Source organism: Micromonospora trifolii (assembly GCF_022229005.1).
In the GTDB taxonomy this organism is placed as follows: Bacteria; Actinomycetota; Actinomycetes; order Mycobacteriales; family Micromonosporaceae; genus Micromonospora; species Micromonospora trifolii.
The window spans coordinates 18,711-40,843 of record NZ_JAKKFD010000052.1 but is presented as its reverse complement, the minus strand read 5'-3'; the positions used below and the strand labels follow the sequence as shown (position 1 = coordinate 40,843).

Sequence of the window (22,133 nt, the reverse complement as noted above, 5' to 3'; positions counted from 1 at the left end):
CGCGGGCGAGCGCGATGCCGGGCCCGCCGTGGCACCAGGCGACCATGGAGTACCGCTCCGGCGTGGTGTCGCGCAGGTCGAGCCAGCACATGTGCTCCGGGTCGAAGGCCGAGCGTTCGTAGCGCATCGCCCCCTCGACCAGGGGCAGGTGGTCGCGGTTGCCGAGGGCCCGGTCCAGCCGGGCCAGGGCGACCGCGATGCCGGAGCCGCCGTGTGAGAAACCCGCCAGCGGCCGGCTCGGGTTGACCGCGCCCGCCCAGCCGATCCCGTCGCCGGCCGGCTCGGCCTTGTCGGCCAGGATCCGGGCGAACGTGCGGGCCGCGTCGAGGACCGGCTCCGACGGCCGTGCCGCGTGCAGCGCCAGCAGCGCGAGGATCGCTCCGGCCGCGCCGCTGATCACGTCGTACGCCTCGTCCTGCGGCGCGAGGTGCAGCAGGACGGGCACGATACGTCCGGCGGCGTCCAACAGGTCGTCGCGCTGCCACAGAGCACCCAGGTGACTCAACGCGTACAGCGGCCCGCCCAGCTCGTTGAAGGCGCCGACTGTGAAGTTCTCCAGGCTCTCCGTCGGCGTCTCGTCGAGCAGGTCGATCTGACGTACCAGCATGCCGGCGGCAACCTCGGCCGCGCTGCGGAAGCGCTGCTCGCCGCTGACCTCACCGAGGTAGCCCAGGAACAGCGCGATTCCGGACAGCCCGCTGTAGAGGTCGATCCCGACCGGGCCCAGCTGCCAGATCTTGTCGGCCACCAGGGTGTGCCCGAGCCAGGCGATCGAGTCCTCGCCGGTGTCGGCCGACAGCAGCAGCCGGTCGCCGGCAGCGCACGCGGCGGCGATGAACCGGTCCACGTCGGCGGGAACGGTGGCGGCGGTGACCTGGTACTCCGACCACTGCCCCTGACTCTCCACGCCCATCGTCAGCGCCGCGAGCGAGCTACGCAGGATCCAGGTCTGCTGGGCCAGGTGCGTCTCGGAGAGGGCGCCGATGCGCTGCCGCGACCGCTCCAGGCCGCTGGTGGGCAGCACCCCGGCAACCACCGAGCCGTCTCCGGCGACGAAGTCGTGCGAGGCGGGTGTCGTGCTGAAGAAGGGGATGTCGCCGCGGCTCAGCTGCGCCTGCTCGGCGGTCGCGATCCGGGCCTCGGCGCCGGGCCACTCCTCCTGCAACCAGAGGAAGCTGAAGAACCGCTCCCGGTCCAGCGCGTTGCGCAGCAGGTCGGGGTGGCGGCTCTCCTGCAGCAGCTTGCCGTAGGTGCGGGTGGCGCGCAGGATCACGCGTACCTCGTCACCGGCGAACGCGGCCACCGGTCCGTCCGGTGCCAGGAGTTCGTCGCGGTGGCCGTGCAGCAGCCGGTAGGTCTGCTCGAACCCGGCCATGATGTCGGCGCTGAAGTCGAGGGTGTGGTGTGCCGCGTCGCTCAGGCTGGGAAGGTTCTGCCCGCCGCCCATCTCGATCCGTTTGCGGACCAGGCGCATCTCGTCCGTGCCGGACTCCTCCCAGGTGGCGACCGGGGTGGGCGTGAGCTGCCCGGCGGTGCCGGCCAGACCGCTGAAGTCGACACCGCCGACGCCGTCGTCGTCCTGGTAGATGATGGGCCGGGGCAGGAGCCCGACCTCCAGGACCGACTCCCGCATCGTCCGGAACGACTCCGCCGAGACGCCGATCTGCTGGTCCGTCTGCTCGCCCTGCGGGTGGAAGAGGGCTTCCAGGTCGACGAGCATCGGGTGCTCGCCGGCGGCGATGATGTTCTCCAGGTGGAAGTCGACGGCCGCGAGGCTGTGCAGCAACGCCAGATAGCTGCCCTGCCGGGTGTAGAAGCGGCGCAGCGCGTCGTGATCGGCGCAGGGCCCGGCGGTGACGAACTCCGACCAGCCGTAGTCACCGCGGTCGAGCACCCACATGGTGCGCAGCGGCGGGTTCGCGCCGCGTGCGTTGAGCCAGTCCAGCAGTTGCTGGAAGTGCAGCTCGACCTGCAATCCTCGGGGCTTGTAGACGGCTCGGGCGCCGTTGGCGAAGCGGACGAACCCCACCGAGCGGCCACCGCGGTGTGAGTCACCGGCCCCGAACGACACCTCGGTCACGCTGCCCAGCTTTGCCGGGTCGCCCAGTCGGGCGGTCAGCGCGAAGGCGTCCGCGGTGAGCCGCTGGGCGAACTCGACCCGGGCGTCCACCCAGTTGTCGATGAGGATCGTCGCGTCCCGGGCCAGCACCGGGTACTCCATCAGGACGTCGAGCGTGTACTTCGGGTCGCGCAGCCGCCGGGCGAAGTCCTGGAAGCGCTGCTGCGAGGTCTCCCCCTCCAACTGCCCCTGCAACCGCAGGACGTTGAGTTCCAGCACGAGCACCCGGCCGACGAGCAGGTTGATCGCCCCGTAGGGCGGCTCGCAGAGCTGGTCGGCGAGCAGGTCGGCGTCCAGGTGTGGTCCCGACGTCTGCGCGCAGGCAGCGTGCACCGCCTCGCGTACCCGGCGCACGCCGTCGTCCACCAGCGGGCGCACCAACTCGACGAACGCGGCGTGCGGGTGCGGCTCGTGGTGGTGGTCATGGTCATGGTCATGGTCGTGGTCGTGGTGGTCGGTGTCAGCGGTTTCGCCCGGTCGGTGGTTGCGCCAGGCGCGCTCGATGGTGCGCACGTACTCCGGGATGTCGGCGAACCTGCTGCGGACCGTTTCCGGCGTTTCGCCGAGCACCCGGGTCAGCGTGGGCTCGTCGAGGTCGAGGGCGTCGAGCCAACTCTCGAACAGGTCCGTGTCACCGGCGAAGACCGGCTCGTTCTTCCACCGATCGAGCCGGAGCCGCCCCCGGTCCTCGTCCACCGAGCCGGTCGGCGCCGCGCCGCCGAGCCTCTCCGGCAGGGAGTACGCCAGGTACCAGCAGGGGTTCGAAACGTCCACCGGGTCGTGACCGGGTAGGTGCGACTGCGTCATCGGGGGTGCTCTCTCTCGCGCAGCGGTCGGGTCTCGCGGGGGGACGGTGCCCGGACACCGCAGGCATCCGGGCACCGCCGGTGGAGCCGGTGGATCAGGCGGTGCACAGTCCGCAGGTCGACTGCGTCTGGCAGGTGCCACAGGTGGTTCCGCCGCACGTCGCGCCACAGGAACCGCACGGGGTCTCCCGGGCGGTGAAGCCGCCGCAGCAGCCGAGGGTCCAGAGACCCTCGGTGCGCGCGCCGGCGATGTGCGCGAGGACGTCGTCACCGAGCTCGACCACGCCGCAGGGGTGCTCCGGCAGCGCCGCCAACTGCTCGGCGGAAAGGCTCGCCCGGTACTCGGGGTCCTTCCAGGCTTGCACGATGTTCATGAAGGGCTCTCCTCAAGGGGTTCGGGATGTGCTGGCGGGAGGACGCGGTTGTCGAGGACGGTCCGTCTTCTCCGCCGAGGTGGACCGATCAGCCGCAGCAGCCGACGGTGAAGGCCGCGCAGGTGCCGTTGCAGAAGGTGCCGTTGAAGCTGAAGCAGCCCACCGCCCCGGTCACCATCGTGATGGTGGGGGTCGGCGTGAGCGTGCCGCCGTCGGCGCCGTCGAGCTCCTGGTCGTTCAGCTCGACGAAGCCGGCCGGGTTCGCCGGCAGGCTGGCGCGGTCCTCGGCACTGAGGGACGCCCGGTAGACCGGGTCCTTCCACGCCCTGATGTAGTCCATGTGAAACTCCGATCTATGGGTGGTGAAGCGCGATACGTGGATGGGCCTCCACGGGCGGAACCGTAGGACCGCGCTATGGCAGATCGATGGCACCGCGATGGTCGGTCGGCGGTTCCAGCAGCAGCACCGACGGCACACCCGACGGATCGGCCCAGCGCAGCAGCGCGTAGCCGATGCCGGCCAGGCCGCTCATCAGCCCCGGGGTCTCCACTCCACGGGGCACACCGCACCGCCAGTCGCGGTTCTCGATGTCCGCCACGGCTGTCGCCGCGATGGCGGCGGCGCGCTCGGCCGCCCCGTCGTCGCCGAGGGCCCGCGCGGCGGCCAGCGCCGCCTCGGCGTTGCCGAGGTCCCCGTGACAGATCGAGTGGTTGTGCAGCAGGTTGCCCGGCTCCAGCGTCGCCGTCAGGGCACGCCGCAGGTCGTCGCGCAACAACGCCTCGTCGGTGGCGTAGCCCAGGAGTTCGGCACGGGCCATCGCGACCCCGGCCGCTCCGTGGCACCAGGCGACCATGGAGTCGCCCTGCGGTGTGTCCGGGCGGAGGTCACGCCAGTTGCCGGTCACGTCGTCGTAGACCGTGCGTTCGTAGCGCAGCGCCGCGTCCACAGTGTCGCGATGCTCGCGCGTCCCGGCGTATCGGTCCCATCGGGCCAGGGCGGTCGCGATACCTGACGCGCCGTGGGAGAACCCCGCCAGCGGTGCCTCCGCGTAGAGGGTGCCGGACCAGCCGACCCCGTCGCCGACCGGCCGCGCACCGGTGAGCGTGTGCCGGGCCAGCGTCCGGGCACCGGCGAGCAGGCTGGGGTCCGCGGTGACCCGGTGCAGCGACAGCAGGGCCAGCAGCCCACCGGCGCTGCCGTTGATGATGTCGTACTCGCGGGTCTCGGTGGCGTGCGTGACCATCGACGCGGCCAGGCTCACGGCGGTGTCGACCAGGTCGGCGCGGTCCAGGACTGTGCTGAGGTGGCTCAGGGCGTACACCGAACCGCCCAGGTGGTCGAAGCCGCCGACGCCCGCGGCCCCGGCCGGGTCGGCGAGCCAGCTCTGGGCCTCGCGGACCATCATCGTGGCGGCCCGGTCGGCGGCCTGCCGGTAGACCGGGTCGCCGGTGACATCAGCCAGCCGGGCGAGGAACAGGGCGATGCCGCTGATGCCGTTGTAGAGGTCCATGGCGCTCGGGCCGAGCATCCACACCTTGTCGGCGATCAGGCTCAGGCCCAGCCAGCAGATCCGGTCGTCCTCGGCGAGCGCGGTGGCCAGCAAACGGTCCCCGATCGTCCGCGCCGCGTCGACGAAGCGCTCAGGTGTGACAGTCGAGGGCACGACAGTCGCGGGTACGACCGGCGGCGGCAGCACCACCGCGCCCGGGCCGCTCGGTGGACGCCACCGCGACGGGTCCCCCATGATCAGGGCAGTGAGCGAGGCTTCGATGATCCAGCTCTGCTGGGCCAGGTGGTCCTCGGACATGCCCGCCAGTCGGTCGCGGACCGCGTCCAGGCCGGTCCGGCGCAGTACGCCCGGCAACACGGTGCCGTCGCCGCCGGTGAGGTCCGTCGACGACGGTGTGGTCACGAAGATCGGCACGTCGCCGGCGTACATCTGGGTCAGCTCCGCGGCGATGAGGGCGTCGCGGTGCTCGCGGTGCTCGTGCCCCGCCCACAGGTTCTCGAAGTACCGGTCCCGGTCCAACGCGTCACGCAGCAGGTCCGGGTGCTGCGCCTCGGCGAGCAGCCGAATGTACGACTCGGTGGCGCGCAGCACCACCCGCACCTCGTCGTGCGCGAACGCGGCCACCGGGCCGGAGGCAGACAGCAACTCGTCGCGGTGTCGCAGCAGGATCCGGTAGAGCGTGCGGTACCCGTCGCCGATCTCGGGCGCGAACTCCGTCACGTCCAGGCGCTGCTCGCCCAGGGTGGGCAGGTTCCCCGAACCGGGCAGCAGCACCCGCCGCCGATCCAGGCGCATCTCGTCGGTGCCGAACCCGTCCCACACCGTGACCGGCCGGGCGGTCAACTGCCCACCGGCCCCGGACATCCCGCTCAGGTCGAACTGGTTGACCTGGTTGCCCTCGGTCCAGACCACGGGCGCCGGCAGCAGCCCCACAGTGACGACCGACCTGCTCATCAACTCGACACCGACGCTCTGCAGGTAGCCCGCCTGGTCGCCGACCGGCCGCTCCCACTGCCAGTTGTGCAGCATCGCCTCCAGATCGATGAGCATCGGGTGCTCACCGGAGGCGATCACGTTCTCCAGGTGGAAATCCGTCGCGCCGAGGGCCTGCAACAGGGCCAGCAGCGCGCCCTGCCGTCGATGGAACCGGCCGAGGGCGTCCCGGTCGGCGCACGGTCCACTGTCGACGAACTCCGTCCACCCGTACACCTCGCGGTCGACGACCCAGAACGTGCGCAGCACGGGCTCCGCACCGCGCTCGTTCAACCAGGCCAGCAGATTTTGGAAGTGGCAGTCGACCTGGAGACGCCGGGGCTTGTACATCACCCGCGCACCGGTCGCGAAGCGGACCACCGCCACCGAGCGACCGCCCCGATGGTTGTCGCCCGCCCCGAAGCTCACCTCGGCCAGGTCCCCGAGCGAGTCCGGCCCGCCGCACCGGTCGGCCAGCTCCGCGTAGTCGGCGACGACGCGCTCGGCGAACTCCAGCCGGCTGGCCTCCCAGTTGTCGACGACCCGCACCAGATCCCGGGCCAGCACCGGATATTCGCGCAGCAGACGCAGCGCGTGCTGCGGCTGCTCCAACCTGCGGAGGAAGTCGTGGAAGCGCTCGTGCGGGTTGCTCCCGGACAGCTCGCCCCGGATCCGCAGCACGTTGAGCTCCAGCGCCATCGTCCGGGCCACCAGCATGTTGACGGTGTCGACCGGCCCCGGACCCAACCGCGTGGTCAGCGCCTCGGCGGACAGGTGCGGATGGCCGTCGACCAACGCCGTCACCCGCACGCCCAACCGTTGCAGCGCGGCGGCGATCAGCGGCGCGACGAGCACCGCGAATCCCGCGGCATCATCGTGTCCCGCCGCGCCGTGGCCGGGCACCACCGCGGCGGCCGGATGTCGCCGCGCGGCCTCGACCAGCCGACGGGCGTGATCCGGTGCCGTGTCGAACCGGCTCCGGACGGTCTCCGGCTGCTCACCCAGGACCCGGATCAGGCCGGCCTCGTCGAGCCCGTGCTCGGCCAGCCGCCGCGGGGTCAGGTCGGGCCGCCTCGTGTGGACGGGCTCGTCCAGCCACATCTTCAGCCGGATCCGGCCGAGATCCTCGTCGACGGGGCCGGTCGGCACCGCGCCGGTCAGCCGCTCCCGCAGGGAGTGACCCAGAAACCATCCGGCGTCCCCCGGCTGTACCGGGGCAAGGCCGTCGTCCATCTGTTCCGCCTCACCGCGCGGCGTCGCCGCGCATCACGTGGTGGTGGCCGCCCATGCCCGGGCGGGTCCTTCGGGAAATCGGCCCGGCACCGAAGGCGGGCCCAGGTCGCCGCGCAACATCGAGGTGTACGCGGCGAGCAGCGCCGGGGTCGGCTCGACGCCCAACTCGGTCGCCAGGCGGGTACGGAAAGCGCCGAACACGTCCATCGCCTCGCCCTGCCTGCCGGTCTGGTACAGGGCGGTCATCAGCATGATCGCCAGCCGTTCCCGCAGGGGATACTCCGTCTGCAACGCGATGAGTGCGGGGATCGCCCGGTGGCAGTCGCCCAGCCGCAGGTGCAGTTCCAGTCGGTGTTCCAGGCAGACGATGCGACGTTCGAGCAGGTGTTGCCGACGGCTCTCCGCGTACGGACCGGTCAGGCCCGCCAACGGTTCGCCTGCCCAGCTCTGCTCAGCCTCAGCCAGTAGCGCAGCGGCTCCGGCGAGGTCGCCGGCCGTCTCGGCGGCAGCCGCCCGTTCCACCGCCTCGTCGAAGTCCGCGACGTCGGTGCGGGCCGTGCCGAGACGCAGCCGGTAGCCGATCCGGGAGCTGTCGATCGCGGGGCCGTCCTGGCCGACGCACGCGGCCTGGAGTGTGCGTCGTAGCCGGTAGATGTACGGCGGAATCAGCTTCGTGCCGGTCGCCGGGGTCTGGCCGCCCCAGACTCCCTGGAGGATCGACGCCGGTGTGACCACGCGGTCCGCGTTGAACAGCAGGATCGCGAAGACCGCCTGTTGCCGGACGGGCCCGAGGTCGAGCCACTCTCTGCCGACCTCGGCGTGCAGCGGGCCGAGGGCGAGGAACCGTACCGACGTCACGGCCTCGCACCGCCCGCACCAGGACTCGTCATCGAGGTCTCCTCCCTACCGGCGGCCGGGGAACCGCGCACAGGCGACGAGGCACGGCACACCACCCGAGTCAGCTCTGAATCCGGCGGTGCCGCTTGGATCGAAGATCATCACGTCCGGGGATGGTAGGGCGCTCGGCGTACAACTCGCGTACATCGCCCGTACGAACAGCGCGCAGCGGTGGGCCACGTGCACGCGGAGGTGGAAACGGTGCTGCCGGTGAGTCATCACGATGACTCACCGGCAGCACCGTTGGGCGTCGGCAGGGCTCACTCGGGCGGCTTGGCCCCCGACTGCTCGCTGACCATGTACGCCGCGTACCAGTCGGGCCAGTTGTCGTCATGCTCGCCCGTGCGTTCCTCGTGCTCACCGTGGGCGGCGGCCGCGCGCCGAAGCGCGCTCGCCAGGTCGCTCATGGAGCCGAACGACGTGAGGCCACCCTCGATGCGTCCGGGAAGCCTGGTCGTGATCTCCTGCATCAGCCAGGTGTTGCCGTCCGGGTCGCGCAGCGTGGCGCGGGAGAAGTAGCTGCGCCGCTGCGGATCAGGCCCGTCGACCGGGCCGTCCGGGCTGACGTGGAAGACGTCGCCGACCTCGACACCGGCGGCGGCGAGGGTGTCGTGGGCCGCCTCGATGTCGGACACGATCAGGTACGCCATGGCCGAGCCGGGTGCCGCCGACGTGAGGCCGGGGCCGAACTGTACGGAACACGCGGAGCCGTGTGGCGTCAACTGGACGATGCCGGGCGGGGTCTGGTCGAGCCGCCACCCGAGCCGTTCGTAGAACGCCTTCGCCCGGTCGACGTCCGAGACCGGGATGACGATCACCTCAAGCTTGACGTCCAGGCTCTCGATGCGCGACGTCGCACTCGCGTCGCCCTGGGCCACCTTCGGGCTCATCGCCGCCCCCCTTCCTGATCACCACGCTACTGCTTGTGTCAGTGCTCGGCGCCGGCTTCCGGCATCAGCCCGGCGCCGTCCTGGTGGCCCGGCGCACCCCCAACAGGGCGACCAGGGCGAGGAGGATGACGGCGACGGAGTACTCGTCGGCGGTCCTCGGCAGGCCGCCGGCGTAGACCACGAGGAAGCCGGCGATCACCGTGGGGAGACCGAAGCCGACGTAGCAGACGACGTAGAGCACCGACAGCACGCTGGCGCGTTGGTGCGCCTCGACCAGCGGCATGACAGTCTTGAGGCTGCCCTGGAAGCCGCTGCCGAAACCGACGCCCCCGAGCGCGAGGCCGACGAAGAAGACCGGGATGGACTGCGCCATGACCGCCACCAACGTGACGATCATGCCCAGGATGAGCGCGACGATTCCGGTCAGGATCACGGTCCGGGCGGCGGTGTTGCGCTGTACCAGCACGGCGATCGACCCGAAGACGGCGAAGACGAAGAGGACCAGACCGCCAACCACGATCGACGTGTTCATGAGGCTGCGGATCAGCGCCGGGCCGAGCGCGCCGAAGAACCCGGCCAGCGCCCAGACCGCGAAGAGCACCGGGATGACCACAAGGACCGGTTGGCGCACCGAGCGGGGCAGCGTGATGTCCGGCCGCAGGCTGCGTCGGGCCCCGGCCATCGGGGTGACCGTCTCCGGCATCAGCGCGACCCCGACGGCCTGGATCAGCAGGATCACGATCAGCACGACGTACACCAGTCGCGTCGGCGCGGGCAGGAACTGGATGAGCAGCGCCGAGAGCAGGGCGCCGCTTCCGGTTCCGATGCCGGGGGCGATCGAGTTGGCGAGCGTGCCCCGGGCCCGGTCGATGTCGAGCATGGCAGCGCCCACGGCGCCGGTGGCGGCGCCGGCCGCCAGCCCCTGCACGAGGCGGGCGACCAGCAGGGCCGCAACGCCGTTGGCGACGATGAAGACGACAAGCGCGAGCATCTGCACCGCGATCGCGACGGCCAGCACCGGCCGCCGACCGACGTGGTCGGACAACTTGCCGAACGTGAGCAGCGACGCCAGCACCGCGAGGGCGTAGACGGCGAAGACCACTGTCGTGGTGACCGGCGAGAAGTGCCAGCGTTCCTGGTACACGCCGTAGAGCGGGGTCGGGGCCGCCGACGCGGCCAGGAACGACACCAGGATCGACGCCAGCAGCACCAGGGAGACCGTCGGTGTGAGTCGGCCCCGCCCCGCGTTCGGCATGTCGGTGCTCCTCGGCTGCGTAAAGAGCGGTCAGCCTGGGCGTTCCGCCGGCCCCCGGGGCCACGGCGGCGTACCCGGTTGGCGCCGGCACATGCCAGCTCAGCCCTCGGTGTCCTGGCCGGTCGCCGGGAGGCTCGCCACGCCACGGGCCAGCGCGTCCCGGAAGTCGCGGTACCGGTCGGGGCCGAGCGTGTCGGCGAGTTTCTGCTCGATCAGGTGCACGACGCCGTCGGAGGCCGCGATGAAGCTGAGGCCCCGGTCCGTCGGCACGATCAACTTCGCCCGGCGGTCGGCCGGGTCGGGCGTACGCCGGACGTAGCCCAGCCGTTCCAACTCGTCGAGGATCGCGCCCATCGTCTGCTTGTTGCGGCCGGCCAGCCGGGCCAGCTCCGCGCGGTGCCCTCCGGCGCGATTTCGCCGGAGGGCACCGCCGTGCGTACCCGGCCGGCGCCCCTACAGCTCGGGGTGGCCGAAGAGTCCCGGCAGACCGCCGCTGTGCAGAAAGACGACCCGGTCGCCACGCGGGAAGCTGCCGGCCAGCAGCCCCGCCATCGCCCGACCGGTGTACGTCGGGTCGAGGAAGATGCCCTCCGTGCGCGCGGTCACCTCCAGCGCCGTCCGGACGGCGTCGGTCAGCGTGCGGTAACCCGCACCCACCTGGGTACCGTCGATCCGCAACGCGTCCGGCTCGACCTCGCCGACGAGCAGCCCGGCGACTGTCGCCCGTGGGTCCGGCACAGCGCCGACATCCACGCCGATCACCCGCTGCGCGCCCAACTCCCGCACCAGGCCGGCCATCGTCCCGCCGGAGCCGAGCGCCACCACGACCTCGACCCCGTCGATGTCCGGCAACTGGGCCCGCAGCTCCCGACCGCACTCCACATAACCCTGGACCGACGCGGGAGCGGTGCCGCCGAACGGGATGACGTACGCCGACCGCCGCTCCGCCTCGGCCGCCACCACCTCGGCGAGCGGACGGTCCCCGCTCCAGACGATCTCCGCGCCGGCGAGTCCGTCGAGCAGTAGGTTGCCTCGGGGGCTCTCCGGGGGTGGGCCGGCGAGTACCAGCACGCAGGAGAGGCCGAGCCGCGCGGCAGCGGCGGCGGTGAGCCGGGCGTGGTTGCTCTGCGGCGCCCCCGAGGTGATCAGCGTGGTGGCACCGTCGGCGATCGCCTGCGCGCAGGTGTACCGGAGCTTGCGGATCTTGTTGCCGCCCCCGCCGAGGCCGGTGAGATCGTCACGCTTGAACCAGAGTTCGGCCAGCCCCAGCCGGGCGGCGAGCCGGGGGGCTGCCTCCAACGGCGTCGGCCAGGTACCGAGGGGAACGGGTGTGATCATCCGTGCAGCTAAACACTCCCCGGCCGCGGACGCAGCTTCCTGGCCGTGGGTGTGTCCTTCCGCGGGCTATGCCCGGCGTGCTGCTGCCCGGGGCAGCGGACCGACGTCCGAGTGGCGACCGGGACGGAGTGCCGCGTGCCGCTGCCCGGGGCCCGCCCCGTCGCGGGCGGCGAGCACGTCGGCCACCGCTCCGGTGGCGAACGCGTAGATGGACTTGTGCAACACGTCGATGGCCAGTTCGGGGCGGGGCCAGGTCAGTGGGGGCGCCCCCACGCCGGTGGCGTTCTCCAGGATCTGGTCGTTGGTCAGACGCACCGCAGTGAACATCGTCGAAGCCCAGGCACCGCGCAGCCCGGCCTGCGCCATGACGCTGCGCAGCACGCCGACCAGCGCACCCTGGCCGTAGTGCATCGCCAGGTTCTGCCACCGGGGCTGCTGCCCGGAGGTCTCCGGCAGGCCGGTCAGCCTGGCCAGCACCCGGGCCGGCACGTAGGAGTCGGGCCGACCGGTCACCCGCTGCTCGATCTTCTCGGCGGCTGTCATCACCGCCGCCCCGGCCAGGCCCGCCGCCAGTCCCTGCCACACCGCTCGCTTCAGCATGGTTCAGCCCTACCCACAGCTCAGGCACCCACACCCGCGACTCGTCATTGGCCCACCGCCTGGGCGACCAGGGCCTCCGCGACCTCGCGCACCTTCCGGTTGGTGTCCTGAGAGATCTTCGACAGGAGCGCGAACGCCTCCTCCGACGAGCACCGCCGGCCCCCCATCAGGATTCCCTTGGCCTGCTCGATCACGGCTCGATTTCGCATCGCCTCCTGCATCTGCGCGGCCAGCGTGGCGGCGTTCTCGTACAGGTGCGCGTTGGCCAGTGCCACCGCCGCGTACGCGGCGAAACCCTCCGCGCTGGCGATCGAGGGCGGCTCGAATGCGTTCGCCGCATCGCTGTAGACGTTGAGCGCACCAACAACCGAGCCCTGGATGGGAAGCCCGATGGAGAGGGAACTCAGCACCCCGGCAGCGCGAGCCGTCTGCGCCCATGCCGGCCAACGCTCTTCGGTGGCCATCTCTGGCACGGAGATGGTGTCACCACTGGCGGAGGCATCCAGGCACGGGCCCCGGTGCTGCTCGTACTGCCACTCGTCCAGCTGACGGGCCAGTTCCCCGGTGAACGCCCCGGTCCAACCGACCCGACCGCGCACCAGAGTGACCGACACGTCCCTCGTCCCGGGAATGCTCCCCTTGGCGAGTTCGGCGATCCGGAGCAGCATGTCGTCCAGGCTGACCTCGTCGAGTCTGACCCGGCCCAGCTCGGCCAACGCGTCGGCGGGATCCATCCTCGGCTGCGTCATCGCAGTCCGCCCTCCTCGATCGGCGTCCGCCGGAATGGAAGGTTCCGGCACGGCCGGCACCACGTCGGATGCTCGGCAGCCCGCACCGGGGCGGTCGCCGGCAATCGTGGTCCTACCCCCAGAATCGCCCGGTCACACCGACCCGGTGAACTGGCTGACGTGGTAGGCGGTGCTGCGGCCGTCCGGGGTGCGGGTCCACTTCGAGACCATCAGGTGCAGGTCATCGGCGTTCCGGCTGGACCAGGGATGGATGAACCCACCGTAGAGCGCGGGCTCCTGCCAGCTCGTCAGCTGAATCTTCTCCCCCGTCCAGGCCCGGTCGGGTCCGGACGCGGTTCGGGTGACCAGACACCCGTTCTGACAGTTGAGGTAGGACATCACCCAGGTCCCGTCGGCGAGCCGGCGCACCGATGGTTCGCCGAAGCGGCCGGTGAGGATGGGTGTGCACTGTCTTCCCCAGCCCCAGTTGGTGCCGTTCCAGCCCCAGCCCTCGTACGACTCGGGGTAGAACAGCCGGTCCCACCGGACGCGTCGCAGCATCATCGGACCGTCCTGCCGCCCGGAGCGGACCGAGAAGACGTAGACGTACTCGCCGTCGCGCTGCATGGTCCACATCTGGAACGGGTCCTTGTTGTCCGGGCTGTTCCACCACTTCAGCGGCGTACGGATGAAGTCGTTGCCGTTGTCGGAGAAGGCCAGCCCGGCGTAGCGGGACTTCCACTGCGGCCCGGCCGGGCCTGCGGAGTTCCAGTTCTCGATGCTCATGTAGGAGATGAGCTGGCGTCCGGTCTCCGGGAAGCTGATGCCGTCGTTGGGGATGACTGTCACCTCGGGAAGACCGTCGATGCCGATGCCGTGGTGGCCGTTGTGCATCAGCTCCGGGGCCCGCCCGTTGCCGACGACGCGTGCGGCGCTGTCGAAGACGACTCCGCCCGGCGCGCCGGGGTGGACGGCGGAGCGCAACATGACCGGCGACCGCCAGTCGTTGGGCACTGGCGGGCCCTCGGGCCACGGCGTGTCGAAGGTGTCGCCGAAGAGGTAGCCGACCGAGCCGTTCTCCAGCACATAGGGGATGCCCAGATCGGTGCCGGCCACCCGCCATCGGCTGCTGGTGTCCAGGTCCGCGCCGGTCAGCCGCTTCTTCCAGACCGCCGCCTGGGCCGGAGCGGTAGTGGTCAGGATCGCGGCAACGGAACCGAACGCGCCGGCGGCCCCGATCGCGGCGGCGCGGCCCAGCAAAGAGCGACGACGTACCCCCATGGCTGCCCTCTCCTGTCGCACTCGTCATGGCCGTGCCGTGGTGGTGGGACAGCGGTTGCGGGCGAGTAAACCCGCCGACAATCGTCGTTGTCAATACCTGCCCGCCCCGAACGATGCATCGAAGGAATTCTTCATAGAACATTGACAGGCATCAGCGCCCTGAAGAAACTCTCAGCAATCGGTCTCCGGTCGGTGGCGGTCTCGTTACGCCATCAGTCGACCATTCCCGACCCGACGAGGAGCAGCGTGAGACGTACTCTCCTGGCCCTGCCGATCGCCCTCGGCGTCGCCGGCACGACGGTCCTCAACGGCGAGACGACACTGTGATCAGCGGATTGGAGACCCCATGCGACTGACCAGGCGCACGTGCGCCCTCTTCCTGGTGGCGGCGCTGGCCGGTCAGGTCGCGGCCGGGCCGGCCGACGCGGCCGAACCCGCGGCGTCCGGCTCGCTCACCGCTGATTTCGTCCGGGCCGCCGGCGAATTCGACGTGCCCCGGGACCTGCTGGTCGCCGTCGCCTACGGTGAGTCGCGGCTGGACGGGCACGGCGGCCTACCCAGCCAGGCCAACGGGTACGGGGTCATGCACCTGGTCAGCAACCCCACCCAGCACAGCCTGGAACGGGCGGCCACGCTCACCGGCGAACCGGTGGACCGCCTGCGCTCGGTCACCTCCGCCAACATCCGGGGCGGCGCGGCGGTGCTCCGCGACCTGGCCGACGACGAGGGGCTGACCGGCGGGGCGCGCGACCGGCTCTCCGCCTGGTATCCGGTGGTGGCGCGCTACACCGCCGCCGTCGACGCGTCGACCGCCCGGCTCTACGCCGACCACGTCTACGACCTGCTGCGCACCGGAATCGCCACCGGACCGGTACGGGTCGCGCCGCGAGCGCTCCGACCCGAACTGGGCCGGTACGCGGGGGTCACCCCCGCGGGCGCCGCCGGTGCGAACGTCGCGGCGGCGGTGCCGGAGTACGCGCCGGCCCGGTGGGTGTCCGCCTACGGCGGCAACTACCAGGCCGGCCGATCGGCGCGGATAACCACAGTGGTGGTGCACGTGACCCAGGGGTCGTACGCCGGCACTGTGAGCTGGTTCCAGAACCCGTCGGCGGGGGTCAGCGCGCACTACGTGGTGAAATCGAGCAACGGCGAGATCACCCAGATGGTGCGCGAGGGCGACACGGCCTACCACGCGCGCTCGGCCAATCCGTACGCGGTGGGCATCGAGCACGAGGGGTTCGTGGACAACCCGGCCTGGTTCACCGACGCCATGTACCGGTCGTCCGCCGCGCTGACCCGCTACCTCTGCGACAAGTACGGGCTGCCGAAGACCCGTGCGTCGATCAGGGGTCACAACGAGCTGCCCGGCAACGACCACACCGATCCCGGCCCGAACTGGAACTGGAACTACTACATCTCCCTGGTCAACGCCGGCGGCTCGGGCGGCCGTTACCTGGCGGGTTCACCGACGGACTTCACCGGCGACGGCCGCGACGACATCGTCGCGTTCACCCGCGGCTCGCTCAACGACGTGTACGTCTCGGCGTCCACCGGCTCCTCGTTCGCCGGGACGTCGGTGAAGTGGAACGACTTCTTCGGGCTCAACGACGAGACGTTGCTGTCCGGGGACTTCAACGGCGACGGGCGCGACGACGTCGTGGCGTTCACCCACGGCTCGCTCGCCGACGTGTACGTGGCACTGTCGAGCGGGTCGTCGTTCGCCGGCGCCACCAGGTGGCATGACTGGTTCGCGCCGAACGTCGAGGTCGCCGCGGTGGGGGACGTCAACGGTGACGGCCGCGACGACATCGTCGCCTTCACCCATGACGGCGCCGGGGACGTGTACGTCGCGTTGTCCACCGGTTCGTCGTTCGCCGGAACGGCACTCAAGTGGCACGAGTACTTCTCGATCGCCGGTGAGTACCCGGCCCTCGGCGACGTCAACGGCGACGGCCGCGACGACATCATCACGTTCACCCAGGGACCGGTCGCGGCGTCGGACGTCATCGTCGCCCTGTCCACCGGAAACGCGTTCGGGGCGGCGCAGACCTGGCACGACGTGTTCGCGGTCGGCGCGGAGCTGCCGCGTGTCGGGGACATCAACGGCGACGGCCGCGACGACATCGTCACGTTCACCTGCAACGCCGATGCCGACGTCTACGCGGCCGTCTCCACCGGCACCTCGTTCGTCGGCACCACAGTCAAGTGGAACGACTTCTTCTGCCTGCCCGGCGAGTTCCCCTACCTGGGCGACTACAACGGCGACGGCCGGGACGACGTCATCGCCTTCACCAGAGGCAACCTCAACGACGTCTACGTCGGCCTCTCCACCGGCACCAGCTTCCTCGGCGGCGCGAAGTGGCACGACTTCTTCGGGCTGCCCAACGAGACCACCCTCTGACCGCAGGGAGACCGCGATGTTCGACGTACCCCCGTCCTCGTCGATCAGCCGACGCCGGCTGATCGGCGGTTCCGCGGCGGCGGCCGCCGCCGGAATGCTCGGCGGCGCCCTCGCCGGGTCGTCCGCCGCCCAGGCTGCCGGTGACGGGTACGGCCTGCGCATCGTCGACCGTAACGAGAACGGCGGCCGGCTCCAGTACTACCGCTTCGCCACCGACGCCATCGAGTGGGATCCGGGCGTGAACGTGCTGCTACCCGACGGGTACCACACCAGCGGCAGGCGGTATCCGGTGCTGTACCTGCTGCATGGTGGCAACGCCGACTTCCGCACCTTTCACCTGCAGGACAACGTCGTCGGTCTGACCGCCGGCCGGGAGGTCATCGTCGTCATGCCCGACGCGTCGACCGGCTGGTACTGCAATCCGGTGACCAGCTTCGTCGGGCCCCGCAACTGGGAGACCTTCCACATCGCCCAACTGCTGCCGTGGGTCGACGCGAACTTCCGTACCTTCGCCGAGTACAACGGCCGCGCGGTGGCCGGCTTCTCGATGGGCGGCTTCGGTGCGCTGAAGTACGCGGCCAAGTACTACGGCCACTTCTGCTCGGTCAGCTCGCACTCCGGGCCGGCCAGTCTCCGCCGGGACTTCGGGCTGGTAGTGCACTGGGCGAACGCCACCTCCGCCGCGCTGGACCTCGGTGGAGGCACCGTCTACGGGGTCCCGTTCTGGGATGAGGCCCGGGTCAACGCCGACAACCCGGTCCAGCGCATCCCGAGTTTCCAGAACAAGCGGATCTTCCTGGCCGCCGGGACCTCACCCGACCCGATCAACTGGTTCGACACCGCCAACGAGACCCAGGTGCTCGCCGGTCAGCGCGAGTTCCGCGCGGCACTCGCCCGAGCCGGCATCCCGCACGAGTGGCACGAGGTGCCGGGTGGGCACGTCTTCCGCCACGACCTGTTCGTCCGGGACCTCGACGGAATGCTCGGACGCCTGCGCCGCGCCGGCTGACCCCCGGTAGCGTCGACGGTCATGGCCACCAGCGTCGACGTGTCTCGGGCACTCGCCAGCCTCGCCGATCCACGGCGGGCCGAGGCGTCGAGCCGGTTCCTCCAGATGGTCCCCGGTGGTTACGGCGAGGGCGACCGGGCACTCGGCGTCTCAGTACCCGATCAGCGCACCGTGGCCGCCCGGTTCTGGCGCGACCTTCCGCTGGCCGAGACGACGAAGCTGCTCACCGGAGGCGCGCACGAGGAGCGGTTGACCGCGCTGTTCATCCTGGTGCGGACGTTCGCCAAGGGCGACGAGCGGGAACGGGGTCGGATCTTCGGCACCCTGTTGGCACACACCGACCGCATCAACAACTGGGACCTGGTGGACTCGTCCGCGCCGTACATCGTCGGCCCTTGGCTGATCGACAAGGACCGGAGCGTCCTGGATCGGTTGGCCGAGTCGGGCCTCGTGTGGGAGCGGCGCATCGCCATCATGGCGACCTTCGCCTTCATCAAGGCCGGTGACTTCGAGTGGACCTTCCGACTCGCCGACCGGCTCCTGCACGACCCACACGACCTCGTCCGGAAGGCGGTGGGCTGGATGCTGCGCGAGGTGGGCAACCGGGACAGGGCGGCGGAGGAGGAGTTCCTCGCCCGCCGCTACCGGGTCATGCCACGGGTCACGCTGCGGTACGCGATCGAGAAGTTCGAACCGCAGCGTCGTCGCGACTACCTGTCCGGAGCCCTCTAGTCGGCCAGACCGGCTGACCGTCCGTACCGGGCGGCGGCGTCAGCGCTTGCGGCCCACCCCGCCGAAGGCGTCGATGTCGGCAGGCGTGTCGACAGCGTCGTCCGGCCGCCACTGCGGGCACGGCACGACGCCGGGCTCGACCAGCTCCAGGCCGTCGAAGAAGCCGGCGATCTCGTCCGGCGAGCGCAGGGTGTACGGGGTCGCCCCGCTGTCGTTGTAGTCGTCCTGCGCCTGCTGCATCTCGGCGCTGATCAGGCTCGTGCCGTCGTTCAGCGAGAGGTAGCTGCCGCTCGGCAGCGCCGCCACCAACTGCCGGGTGATCGAGCGGGCCGCCTCGTAGTCGGGCACGTGGCCCATGACGCCACTGAGGATGAGACCGATCGGCTGCGCGAAGTCCAGCGTCTTGCCGGCCTCGGCGATGACAGCGGCCGGGTCGTGCAGGTCACCGTCGATGTAGGCGGTCCTGCCCTCGGACGTGCCCACCAGCAACGCGCGCGCGTGCGCCAGCACCAGGGGGTCGCTGTCGACGTAGACGATCCGCGCGTCCGGCGCGATCCGCTGGGCCACCTCGTGGGTGTTGTTGGCGGTCGGCAGCCCGGTGCCGACGTCGAGGAACTGGCGGATGCCCGCGTCGGTAGCGAGGAACATGGTCGAGCGGACCAGGAACTGCCGGGAGGCCCGGGCCACGTCGACGACGCCGGGGAAGACCTGGCGGTACTGGTCTCCGGCCTCGCGGTCGACAGCGAAGTTGTCCTTGCCACCGAGCCAGTAGTTCCAGATCCGCGCCGAATGCGGCACCGACGTGTCGATCTTCTGCTGCACGTCGGCCTCACCAGCCTCAGGCCGACCGGTCGTCGGCGATTCCATGGTCACGACGAAACCCCCCATGTCGAACGCGTAAGCGACGTCGTCGCGGGACGGCCCGGTCGAGGAAGTGGCCACCCGTGACCGTGCCACGGTATAGAAGGCCGAGGATTCACACCACACCCGGTCACTCCACAAGAGACGGAGTCGGGCCGATCCCTCGCGAGAGGGAGTGACGTCCCCTGTCAGCGGGGTCTCCCCACTGCCGGAGGCGGGCAGGATCGGCGCATGACGACATCGACACAGATCGTCGGTCGGACCGTCCACGGCCTGACGTACGCAGTGCTCGGCTGGGCCGTGGCATACGGGGGCGTGCGTCTGGCCTGGACGGTCGGCGAGGCTCCGGAGTTCGGGCGGCTCGGGCTGGACCTGCTCGGCTTCACCGGCTGGTGGTCGGTGGCGTTGTGCGCGGCCGCGGGCGGGCTGGCGGTTGCCCTGGACCGGGTGACGACCTGGCGGCCGGCCCTTGCGGGGCTCGCCTGGGCTGTCGCCGGAGCGCTGGTCGCGGCGGCCGCGATCCTGCTGCCGGAGTTGGTGGGCTTCCTGCTGTTCACCGTCGGCCCGTTCTTCGACCCACTGGCCTTCGTCAGCCGGCTGGCCTGTGTCACCGGAGCGGTACTGCTCGCTCTGGCCACCGCGCGTTATCAGCGGCGCACCCGGGGCGACTGCCCAGCCTGCTGCCGGACGGTCCGACCGGGTGTGCGGCGCTCGGCACCCGCGCGGTGGGCGCGCTGGGCCGCGTGGGCCGCTGTGTGCGGTCTCGTGACCCGCTTCGCGGCCCAGTTCGTGGTGGGGTTCGACCGGGTCGACCAGAGCGCCTCGCTGCTCGGGTTGGAGATCGGCCTGGTGCTGGCCGGAGTGCTGTTGCCACTGGCGCTGGTGTACCACTGGGGTGAGGTCTGGCCGGGGTGGGTTCCGCTGCTCGCCGGGCACACCATTCCTCGCCTGCTGCTGCTGGTGCCCGGCTTCGGCCTCGGCGCGGGAATCGTGGCCTACTTCGGCATGGGGATAGTTCAGGTGTCGTCGGGCTCGCACAGCGAGTTCTCCGACGCGTTCCTGTGGGTGGCGATGTCGGCGTACCTCGTCATGGGGGTGGGCCTGGTGATCACGTCCACCGACTACCACCTGCGCACTCGCCGGCAGTGCGGCACCTGCGACCGGTGACGGCACCACTGCGCCCAGACCGATTGCATTGACAGGAATCGTTGGACGAATTACCTTTCTGGGATCAGCACCTGGGAGCGCTCCCAATCCTTCCGCCGCCCACACCATCGCTGAATCTCGCCGCAGACGAGCCCTCCCGAGGCGTGAAGCCACCACCACCTCAGGAGAAGTTTCATGAGAAGTAGAAGAGTGACAAACGCCGCCCTGGTGTCGGCCGGCGCCGTTCTGCTGGCATCGGCAGCGGTCGCCGTGGCGATGCCGGCGGGGGCCGCAGCAGCCGGCTGTTCGGTCAAGTACAGCGTGTCGTCGCAGTGGCAGGGCGGCTTCGGCGCCAACGTCACGATCACCAATCTTGGTGACGCGGTGACGAGTTGGACGCTGACCTGGAACTACAACGCCGGTCAGACCGTCACGCAGGCGTGGAACACGACGCTGACACAGAGCGGCACCGCCGTCACCGCCAAGAACGTCAGCTACAACGGGGCCATCACGACCAGTGGGACCGTCTCGTTCGGTTTCAACGGCTCGTGGACCGGCAGCAACCCCGATCCGACGACCTTCGCATTGAACGGGGTGGGCTGCACCGGTGGCACCGAGCCGACCGACCCGCCGCCCACCACCACCCCGCCGCCGCCGAACGGGCCGGCGGACATCACGGTCAACAGCGCGACCAGGTACCAGACGGTCGACGGGTTCGGGGCCGCGCAGTCGATCTGGGGCAGCGCCTGGTCGACGACGGACACGCAGACCTTGGTCGGGCTGGGTGCCAACCAGTTGGGGCTGTCGATCGTGCGGACCGGCCTGTCGCCGGAATCCAGCGAGTGGGCGACGCACGTGAACTCGTTGAAGACGGCGAAGTCGTACGGGTCCAACGTGAAGATCCTCGCCTCACCGTGGACCGCACCGGCGGCGTGGAAGACCAACAACAGCCGGGTCAACGGCGGCAAGCTGAAGACCGACTACTACGACGACTACGCCAACCATCTGAACAGCTATGTGCAGTACATGCGCGGTCAGGGCGTACCCGTCGACGTCACCTCGGTGCAGAACGAGCCGGACTGGCACCCGGACTACGACTCGATGGACTGGAGTGGCACCGAGCTGCGCACCTTCGTGCGCGACCAGGGCACCAAGGTGCAGAACACCAAGCTGATGGTGGCCGAGGCGGTGAACATGAACTACGGCTACACCGACCCGACCCTCAACGACGCGACCGCCCGCAACAACATCGGCTACGTCGGCGGGCACCTCTACGGCACCGAGGAGTCGGGTCGGCTGCGGCCGTACTCCCTGGCCGAACAGCACAACAAGCCGGTGTGGATGACGGAGTGGAACCTGCACGCGGCCGACGGTGGCGGTTCCAACATCTGGGGCAACCCCGCCAACGCGACGGTCTGGAACGAGACCCTCGACGACATCATGCGCACAGTGCACAAGTCGATGGAGGCCAACTGGAACGCCTACATCTGGTGGTACGGCAAGCGCTACTACTCCTTCATCGGTGACGGCGAGTCGGCGTTCGGCACCGTCGCGGGCGCTCCACTCAAGCGCGGGTACGCCTTCTCGCAGTACGCCAAGTACGTCCGCCCCGGCTACCAGCGGGTCGCCCTGACGAAGAGCTCGAAGGCCTCACCGCTGGAGGTCACCGCCTACCAGGGCGACGGGAAGATCACCCTGGTGATCCTCAACCGCTCGAACAGCGCTGTCAACAACGCCGTGATCCAGGCACCGCAGAACGTCAGCCGAGCCGAGCACTACCTCACCTCGCAGAACGCCAACGCGGCCAGCCAACCGACCAGCGTCAACGGCGGTCAGGCCACCATCAACGTCGGCGCCCGCAGCATCTCCACCCTCGTCTTCACCCTCTGAACACGTCGTTCGCCCCGAGCGCCATCGACGTCGCGGGAGTCCCGGCCACACGCCGGGGCTCTCGCCCGTCGGCGGGCAGCCGGTCCAGAT

General features: G+C 70.5%; 18 protein-coding genes. 5 read left to right on the top strand and 13 right to left on the bottom strand.

Annotated elements, in window-relative coordinates:
• The 12 genes from NIE79_RS27990 to NIE79_RS27935 form a co-directional block, all read right to left on the bottom strand.
• Positions 1-2,926: type 2 lanthipeptide synthetase LanM family protein (locus NIE79_RS27990; protein WP_238681422.1), on the bottom strand; the 2,926-nt coding region annotated here is incomplete at its 3' end.
• Between the two features lie 94 nt (positions 2,927-3,020).
• Positions 3,021-3,299 (bottom strand): mersacidin/lichenicidin family type 2 lantibiotic, encoded by a 279-nt coding sequence (locus NIE79_RS27985; protein WP_091399738.1) that lies wholly within the window; start codon positions 3,297-3,299, stop codon positions 3,021-3,023.
• A gap of 88 nt (positions 3,300-3,387) precedes the next feature.
• A complete protein-coding gene (locus NIE79_RS27980; RefSeq protein ID WP_238681421.1) occupies positions 3,388-3,639 on the bottom strand; it encodes a mersacidin/lichenicidin family type 2 lantibiotic in 252 nt (83 codons plus the stop codon).
• A 73-nt stretch (positions 3,640-3,712) separates the two neighbouring features.
• Positions 3,713-7,015, bottom strand: a complete 3,303-nt coding sequence (locus tag NIE79_RS27975) for a type 2 lanthipeptide synthetase LanM family protein (RefSeq protein WP_238681420.1) — start codon at positions 7,013-7,015, stop codon at positions 3,713-3,715.
• Between the two features lie 33 nt (positions 7,016-7,048).
• The gene (locus NIE79_RS27970) at positions 7,049-7,873 is read right to left on the bottom strand and encodes an AfsR/SARP family transcriptional regulator (protein WP_238681419.1); all 825 of its coding nucleotides are present in this window, start codon (positions 7,871-7,873) and stop codon (positions 7,049-7,051) included.
• A 299-nt stretch (positions 7,874-8,172) separates the two neighbouring features.
• Positions 8,173-8,802, bottom strand: coding sequence for a VOC family protein (locus NIE79_RS27965; protein WP_238681418.1), 630 nt, complete (start codon positions 8,800-8,802; stop codon positions 8,173-8,175).
• Between the two features lie 64 nt (positions 8,803-8,866).
• Positions 8,867-10,057, bottom strand: a complete 1,191-nt coding sequence (locus NIE79_RS27960; protein ID WP_238681417.1) for an MFS transporter — start codon at positions 10,055-10,057, stop codon at positions 8,867-8,869.
• Between the two features lie 99 nt (positions 10,058-10,156).
• Positions 10,157-10,444 (bottom strand): MarR family winged helix-turn-helix transcriptional regulator, encoded by a 288-nt coding sequence (locus tag NIE79_RS27955; protein WP_372471837.1) that lies wholly within the window; start codon positions 10,442-10,444, stop codon positions 10,157-10,159.
• A gap of 66 nt (positions 10,445-10,510) precedes the next feature.
• Positions 10,511-11,395 carry a pyridoxal-phosphate dependent enzyme gene (locus NIE79_RS27950; RefSeq protein WP_238681415.1) on the bottom strand — a complete coding sequence of 295 codons (885 nt, stop codon included), beginning with the start codon at positions 11,393-11,395 and terminating at the stop codon, positions 10,511-10,513.
• 66 nt (positions 11,396-11,461) lie between these two features.
• Complete coding sequence (locus NIE79_RS27945; protein WP_238681414.1) at positions 11,462-11,995, bottom strand: hypothetical protein; 534 nt, start codon at positions 11,993-11,995, stop codon at positions 11,462-11,464.
• Between the two features lie 44 nt (positions 11,996-12,039).
• Entirely contained in the window at positions 12,040-12,744 is a 705-nt protein-coding gene (locus tag NIE79_RS27940) for a GAF and ANTAR domain-containing protein (RefSeq protein WP_238681413.1), read from the bottom strand.
• A gap of 132 nt (positions 12,745-12,876) precedes the next feature.
• Positions 12,877-14,004 (bottom strand): glycoside hydrolase family 183 protein, encoded by a 1,128-nt coding sequence (locus NIE79_RS27935; protein ID WP_238681412.1) that lies wholly within the window; start codon positions 14,002-14,004, stop codon positions 12,877-12,879.
• A gap of 346 nt (positions 14,005-14,350) precedes the next feature.
• On the opposite strand from NIE79_RS27935, the gene NIE79_RS27930 reads away from it, so the two are divergent.
• The 3 genes from NIE79_RS27930 to NIE79_RS27920 are packed head-to-tail and all read left to right on the top strand — an operon-like array spanning position 14,351 to position 18,146.
• Positions 14,351-16,405, top strand: coding sequence for an N-acetylmuramoyl-L-alanine amidase (locus NIE79_RS27930; RefSeq protein WP_238681411.1), 2,055 nt, complete (start codon positions 14,351-14,353; stop codon positions 16,403-16,405).
• A gap of 16 nt (positions 16,406-16,421) precedes the next feature.
• Positions 16,422-17,414: an alpha/beta hydrolase gene (locus NIE79_RS27925; RefSeq protein WP_238681410.1), complete on the top strand. Its 993-nt coding sequence runs from the start codon at positions 16,422-16,424 to the stop codon at positions 17,412-17,414.
• A gap of 21 nt (positions 17,415-17,435) precedes the next feature.
• Entirely contained in the window at positions 17,436-18,146 is a 711-nt protein-coding gene (locus tag NIE79_RS27920; protein ID WP_238681409.1) for a DNA alkylation repair protein, read from the top strand.
• Positions 18,147-18,185: 39 nt separating this feature from the next.
• Here the strand turns inward: NIE79_RS27920 and NIE79_RS27915 are convergent, their stop codons facing one another.
• Positions 18,186-19,088 carry an SAM-dependent methyltransferase gene (locus NIE79_RS27915; protein WP_238681408.1) on the bottom strand — a complete coding sequence of 301 codons (903 nt, stop codon included), beginning with the start codon at positions 19,086-19,088 and terminating at the stop codon, positions 18,186-18,188.
• Positions 19,089-19,238: 150 nt separating this feature from the next.
• On the opposite strand from NIE79_RS27915, the gene NIE79_RS27910 reads away from it, so the two are divergent.
• Positions 19,239-20,174 carry a hypothetical protein gene (locus NIE79_RS27910; protein ID WP_238681407.1) on the top strand — a complete coding sequence of 312 codons (936 nt, stop codon included), beginning with the start codon at positions 19,239-19,241 and terminating at the stop codon, positions 20,172-20,174.
• 174 nt (positions 20,175-20,348) lie between these two features.
• A complete protein-coding gene (locus tag NIE79_RS27905) occupies positions 20,349-22,043 on the top strand; it encodes a cellulose binding domain-containing protein (protein ID WP_238681406.1) in 1,695 nt (564 codons plus the stop codon).
• Positions 22,044-22,133 lie beyond the last annotated feature (90 nt).